This is a genomic window from Pelistega indica (assembly GCF_000506865.1).
Lineage (GTDB): Bacteria > Pseudomonadota > Gammaproteobacteria > Burkholderiales > Burkholderiaceae_B > Taylorella > Taylorella indica.
In genome coordinates, this window is record NZ_AYSV01000022.1 from 1 (window position 1) to 5,503 (window position 5,503).

Annotated in this window: 5 protein-coding genes; 1 reads left to right on the top strand and 4 read right to left on the bottom strand. The window is 41.1% G+C overall.

Annotated features, from left to right (window positions below):
- The 4 genes from V757_RS17625 to V757_RS17635 all read right to left on the bottom strand — a co-directional run.
- Positions 1–1,627: site-specific DNA-methyltransferase (locus tag V757_RS17625; protein ID WP_023949527.1), on the bottom strand; the 1,627-nt coding region annotated here is incomplete at its 3' end.
- 9 nt (positions 1,628–1,636) lie between these two features.
- A complete protein-coding gene (locus V757_RS17630) occupies positions 1,637–3,607 on the bottom strand; it encodes an RNA-binding domain-containing protein (protein WP_023949529.1) in 1,971 nt (656 codons plus the stop codon).
- A 123-nt stretch (positions 3,608–3,730) separates the two neighbouring features.
- The gene (locus V757_RS27370) at positions 3,731–4,096 is read right to left on the bottom strand and encodes a hypothetical protein (RefSeq protein ID WP_052019200.1); all 366 of its coding nucleotides are present in this window, start codon (positions 4,094–4,096) and stop codon (positions 3,731–3,733) included.
- A gap of 38 nt (positions 4,097–4,134) precedes the next feature.
- On the bottom strand, positions 4,135–5,259 hold the full coding sequence (locus V757_RS17635; protein WP_052019203.1) for a site-specific DNA-methyltransferase: 1,125 nt from the start codon (positions 5,257–5,259) through the stop codon (positions 4,135–4,137).
- Between the two features lie 102 nt (positions 5,260–5,361).
- On the opposite strand from V757_RS17635, the gene V757_RS17640 reads away from it, so the two are divergent.
- Positions 5,362–5,503, top strand: a 142-nt coding sequence (locus V757_RS17640; protein ID WP_023949531.1) for a transposase, incomplete at its 3' end; no start/stop codon positions are given.

Below are 5,503 nucleotides of genomic sequence, written 5' to 3' on the forward strand. Positions count from 1 at the left end.
TATCGAGGAGGTCGAGTTGCTGAGTTTGGTCGGGGACGGTAGTAGGATTGGCTTCCTCATTAGTAGGAGGATGTCGATTTGAGGACTCTAAACCGATGTCTAATGCAGGATTAGTGSTGTGCTGTGCTSWGCTGTGCTGTGCTGTGCTGTGCTGTGCTGTGCTGTGCTGTGCTGCTATTTGTGCGCCCGCACGACGAATACGCTCCTTAGAGATTTCCGCAATCGTCTTATAGCCTGCTTTATAGGCTTCTGATTTTTTATCAGTCAATTCTGGCAACTGCACCATAATAAACTTACGATTCCCACCATCTTCGGCATTAAGCTGCATGACGGCGTGTGCTGTCGTACCACTTCCTGCGAAGAAGTCGAGGATGATGGAGTCACTATCAGATGCTTGTTCAATAAAAAGTTTAAGTAATGACACTGGTTTAGGATAATCAAAAACTTTTTGGTTATCAAAAATAGAATTGGTAATTTTTGTGCCTTCGGTGTTATACCCAATGTTAAACACTTCTTTTTGAAGCCAAGAGCTGATAGGTTTATTCTCTGATTTCAGCTCACTAAAGAATTTTTTGAGATAAGGTCTGGTTTTTCCCTCGGGGTGAAATATAATCTTTCCTTCCGCTATTAATTTTCGCATGCTGTCAGGTGCGTATGCCCATACCCTATTGGGATTTGCCTCATAAGAAATTCCAGTGTTAGGGTCTATCAGAGTATAGAAACAATTTGGTCTTTCTGTTTTTGTTGAACCTACATCAAGAGGGTGTTTTGCCCAAATGCCACGGGAGTCATTGTCTGGATTACTGTAAGCACTACGATCTCTTTCTGCTCCTTTAAAGGCAGAACCAGTCAACGCATTTTTTGAGTATACAATAGCATATTCATGCTCTGTGGATATATTGGATGCTGCAATTTGTTTACCACTAGCTTGTCGAGTTTTCCAAACAAACGAAGAAAGAAAATTCTCCTCACCAAAAACCTCATCACAGATTTTCTTTAAATTATCCTGCTCATTATCATCAATCGAGATAAAAATGACACCGTCATCGCTGAGTAAATTGCGAGCCAATTTAAGACGACTATACATCATGCTTAGCCAATCTGAGTGAAAACGTCCATTGCTTTCTGTATTAAGAGTTAAGCGTTGACCTTCTTTATCTATTTCCTGTGATTTTTCCATGTACCCTTCAATACTTTCCGAAAAATCATCGTTATACACAAAATCATTCCCCGTATTATATGGAGGGTCGATATAAATCATCTTGACCTTGCCGAGGTAACTTTCTTGTAAGAGCTTGAGTGCTTCTAGGTTATCACCTTCGATAAAGAGATTCTCTGTCGTATCGAAATTTATGCTTTCTTCGTGACAAGGGCGGAGTGTTTTGGCGATAGGGGAGTTAGCCGCTAGAATAGCTTCTTTTTTACCAGGCCAGTCTAAGCGATAGCGTTCTTGCGTGCCTTCTACTAATACGTCGGATAGTTCTTGTTTCAGAATATCAAAATCAATAGAACGGATGAGCTTACCTTGTGCATCAAAAGATTCTGTGATGCAGTTGGGTAGGATAGCCGCAATTTGATCGATATGATGAGCCACCAGATTTGGTGTGTGCATATCTAAGTCTTTCATTATTGGTTCCTATTGAGTGGGTTTGGTTTTATAGGCTTGTTTCTTATGTCGAGGATGATCAGGGTAGGCGAGTTCTAGTTGACCATTCTCAACTAAGATAGTTAGGTGATGCTTGCGCAGAGTATCGGCATTCCGATTTAATAGCTGAGCCAGTACATTCAGAGTTAGAAAATCCTCTTTACATAATTCAAGGATAGTGCTATGCATGTCAGAGACGGTTAAGCGAGCCTTTTCTTGTGATTTAGAAGCAATTTCAGCGAAGTTGTCGAGTTTTTCTTTGGAGATGCTGCTTAAATCTTCGACGATAGTAAGATTTTTATATCTCATCAATAGTGCGTTATGCCCTATCAAAGAGTCGTTATGCCCTATCAAAGAGTCGTTATGCCCTATCAAAGAGTCGTTATGCCCTATCAAAGAGTCGTTATGTCCTATCAAAGAACGATAGCTGGACATTAATTTTTTATGGATATGGTTTGATAGGGTGTAAGCGGCATATCTTCCACCTGTACTGTGGAGGAAGTTTTGTTTGGTCAGCTTATGTAACATCTTAGATAAGTCAGCAGGGTGACAATCTAAGCTATTGAGCAGTGAAGCATGGTCAATACCATTGCTAATGCTACATAGGGTGATAATTCTTCTCTCATCAGGGGGCAGACTTTGGAAGTCTGTACCGAGTGCTGTGGCTAATGCCTCGGTTACTTGCTGTGAGAGGAAGTCCACCATATTGAGTGTTAGCTCGGTATGGAAAGTGGGTATATTGAATTCTTTAATGATGGGTGCCTGCCAGTTTTGGGATTTCCAACACGTTAGAATCTTAGGGATACCAGAGCCAGCCTGCTCACCAATACGGATAAAACGGAACATTTGTTGTAGTGTACGATTACGACAATCGGCATGATTGCCTTTATAGGCTAGGTCAATTGGCGTGCGCATACGCCCTGGGTTACGGAATACAAATCTACTGGGAGATTTAATAATTAAGATGGCAGAGCGGTCGCTATAATCCGCATGAACAAGTGTATTAGCCAAAGCCTCTCGTAACGCTTCATGCACAGGAGAGTCCTCGACACGGAAATTGTCTTTTAAGGTAAAGGGTACTTTTAGGTCAGCTGTCAGCTTAGCGACCACTCTTGCGTAGAAGTCAAAAAGATTACCGCTCCAGCTTAAGTCTGGCACAATACGATCAATCCATCGTTCATTTCGTTGTTCATCGACTTCACGGTAGTCTAAAAAATAGTACGGAAACTCTTCATTAATAAAACGAGCTTGTCCAAACATGAGTAAAGCGGCTTTTGTCAGGCCTGTTTTGCCAGTTTCCTTATCAAAACGAATGCCACCAATATGTTTGAGAAAATCCTCATCTGTGGCGTGATGTGTAATATGAGAAGGATTAAATACCGTAAATAAATGACGATAACGACGCAACGTCTCTGTATCAAGATGGCTTAAGTCACGATATGGCAGTACAACATCATCAAAGCAATCAAGCGCTTTGTCCGCAAACATACGGCTTAGCAGGTGTTTCTGTATTCTGTAATCCCCTTCGTGCTGTCGGATAAAAGCATGATTGGGATTGTCGTGCAGGTAAACAGGTTGCTCTTCTCGACTTGCGCGTTGGATACCAATAAAGAGTACTGTTTTGCCATCAATTTGCTTTTCTACTAGGTCACTGTCCGAGACAAGATTGACACTGACTTTTTGAGGGTTATTGACGGTGTTAAAGAAGTCTTGCTTAATACTTTCTAGGTTTTCTACTCCGTGTATCTCAAAAGAACCATCTCGTAGCTCCTTTACTCCGAGTACAATAATGCCGCCGCTTGTATTCGCAAAGGCACTATAGCTATCCCATAGACTACGAGGGAGACTGCCTTTACCATCAATTCCTTGGGCAAGTTTGCACTCAATATCGATACTCTCACGAAGGATTTCTAAGTCCATCTCGCTGACAGCATGGAGTAGTTGTTTTATACGGTTAGGCATGACAGTAAATATTCCAGCGTAGAAAGGGGGATACTAACCTGTCATTCTAACAAAAAGTATTTTTTGAGAGGTGAAAATGCTAAGAGCTCAGTAGAACTCCTAGCATCTTCAGTTAAAAAGCGATTAAATAAACTTTACTTCAGTCTCAGGCGAGAGTTGTTTGAAGCGCTCTTTGAAGTTAGTTTTATCCTCATCCTTGTGGATAGCTTGCTCACTGGAGACGAACCGTAGAGGTTTATGCTGAGCGACAGTATCGATAAGGGTAGGGGTGAGGGTATCAAAGCAAGCGACTAAGCTATTGCCAGCGACAAAGAAGACAGTTTGATTGTCGATAATTTGCTGTTCAATCGGAAGAGAGAGTGGCAATCCCCATGAGAGCATGAGTTGGAAGAGGAGGTCTTCTGGAGTACGATCTTCTTTGATGTGATTGGCTTTATCGAGGAGGTCGAGTTGCTGAGTTTGGTCGGGACGGTAGTAGATGTCCTTCATATTGGAGGAGTCGATTTTGAGGACTCTAAAACCGATGTCTAATGCAGGATTAGTGGTATAATTGTGCTGTGCTGTGCTGTGCTGTGCTGTGCTGTGCTGTGCTGTGCTGCTATTTGTGCGCCCGCACGACGAATACGCTCCTTAGAGATTTCCGCAATCGTCTTATAGCCTGCTTTATAGGCTTCTGATTTTTCATCAGTCAATTCTGGCAACTGCACCATAATAAACTTACGATTCCCACCGTCTTCGGCATTAAGCTGCATGACGGCGTGTGCTGTCGTACCACTGCCTGCGAAGAAGTCGAGAACTAAGCTATCTTTATTTGTGCTGAGGTGTAAGAGCTGATGAACAAAAGAAATGGGTTTAGGAAAGCTAAAAATTCTTTTATCAAATAGATTTTCTACTTCTAAACTAGCGCGCTGATTTGTACCAACTTCAATTCCCCAAAAATCATTGGCAATCTGTCCTTTACTATCATTTAAGTATATTTTTTTATAAGGTTGTTCATCACCTGATACAGTCCAGTAGATTAGATTTTGCTCATCTAATGCCATCAGCTCTTCTTTTCTAATCATCCAAGGGCCAGTGAGTACTTTGCCTGTTTTGGTGATAATTTCGTAATGATGCCTACCACGAGTTTTATCGAGTAGTATTCCACGACGGAAAAAACCAATTGAGTCTGTATATCGGTATTCTTTTTTTGCTTTTTCAGATAAAGGTAATTTACCCAGTACTAGTTTTTCCTTAAGTTTCGCAAATGTGATTAAATATTCTTTGACGCGAGCAATATTGCCAATATTGGGTTGATTGTCGGTTCTTCTCCAACAAATTTGAGCAATAAAATTTTCCTCACCAAAAACCTCATCACAGATTTTCTTCAAATTATCTTGTTCATTATCATCAATCGAGATAAAAATTACCCCGTCATCACTGAGTAAGTTACGAGCCAGTTTTAGACGACTATACATCATGCTTAGCCAATCTGAGTGGAAGCGCCCATTGCTTTCTAGGTTTCTCTCGAAATTCATAACGAATTGTTTTAGAATTTCGCCTTCATATTTTCCAATACCAGTTTGAGTATTGAATGTATTTTTATCTGTTTTGATTGTATCGTTATAGACGAAGTCATTCCCCGTATTATATGGAGGGTCGATGTATATCATCTTGACTTTACCGAGGTAGTGTAACCATCCCCTAAATTAAGACAACAAGAAAGTAGAACTTTTTTGAACGTTACCGTAAACTTATTTCAAAGGAGTTTTACCATGAGTAAACGTACTAGCGAAAGCCAAATTATCAACATTCTTAAACAAGCCGAGGCAGGCACCCCTGTTCAAGAGTTATGCCGTCAACATGGCATTTCTTCTGCCACATTCTACAAATGGCGAGAACGTTATGGGGGGATGG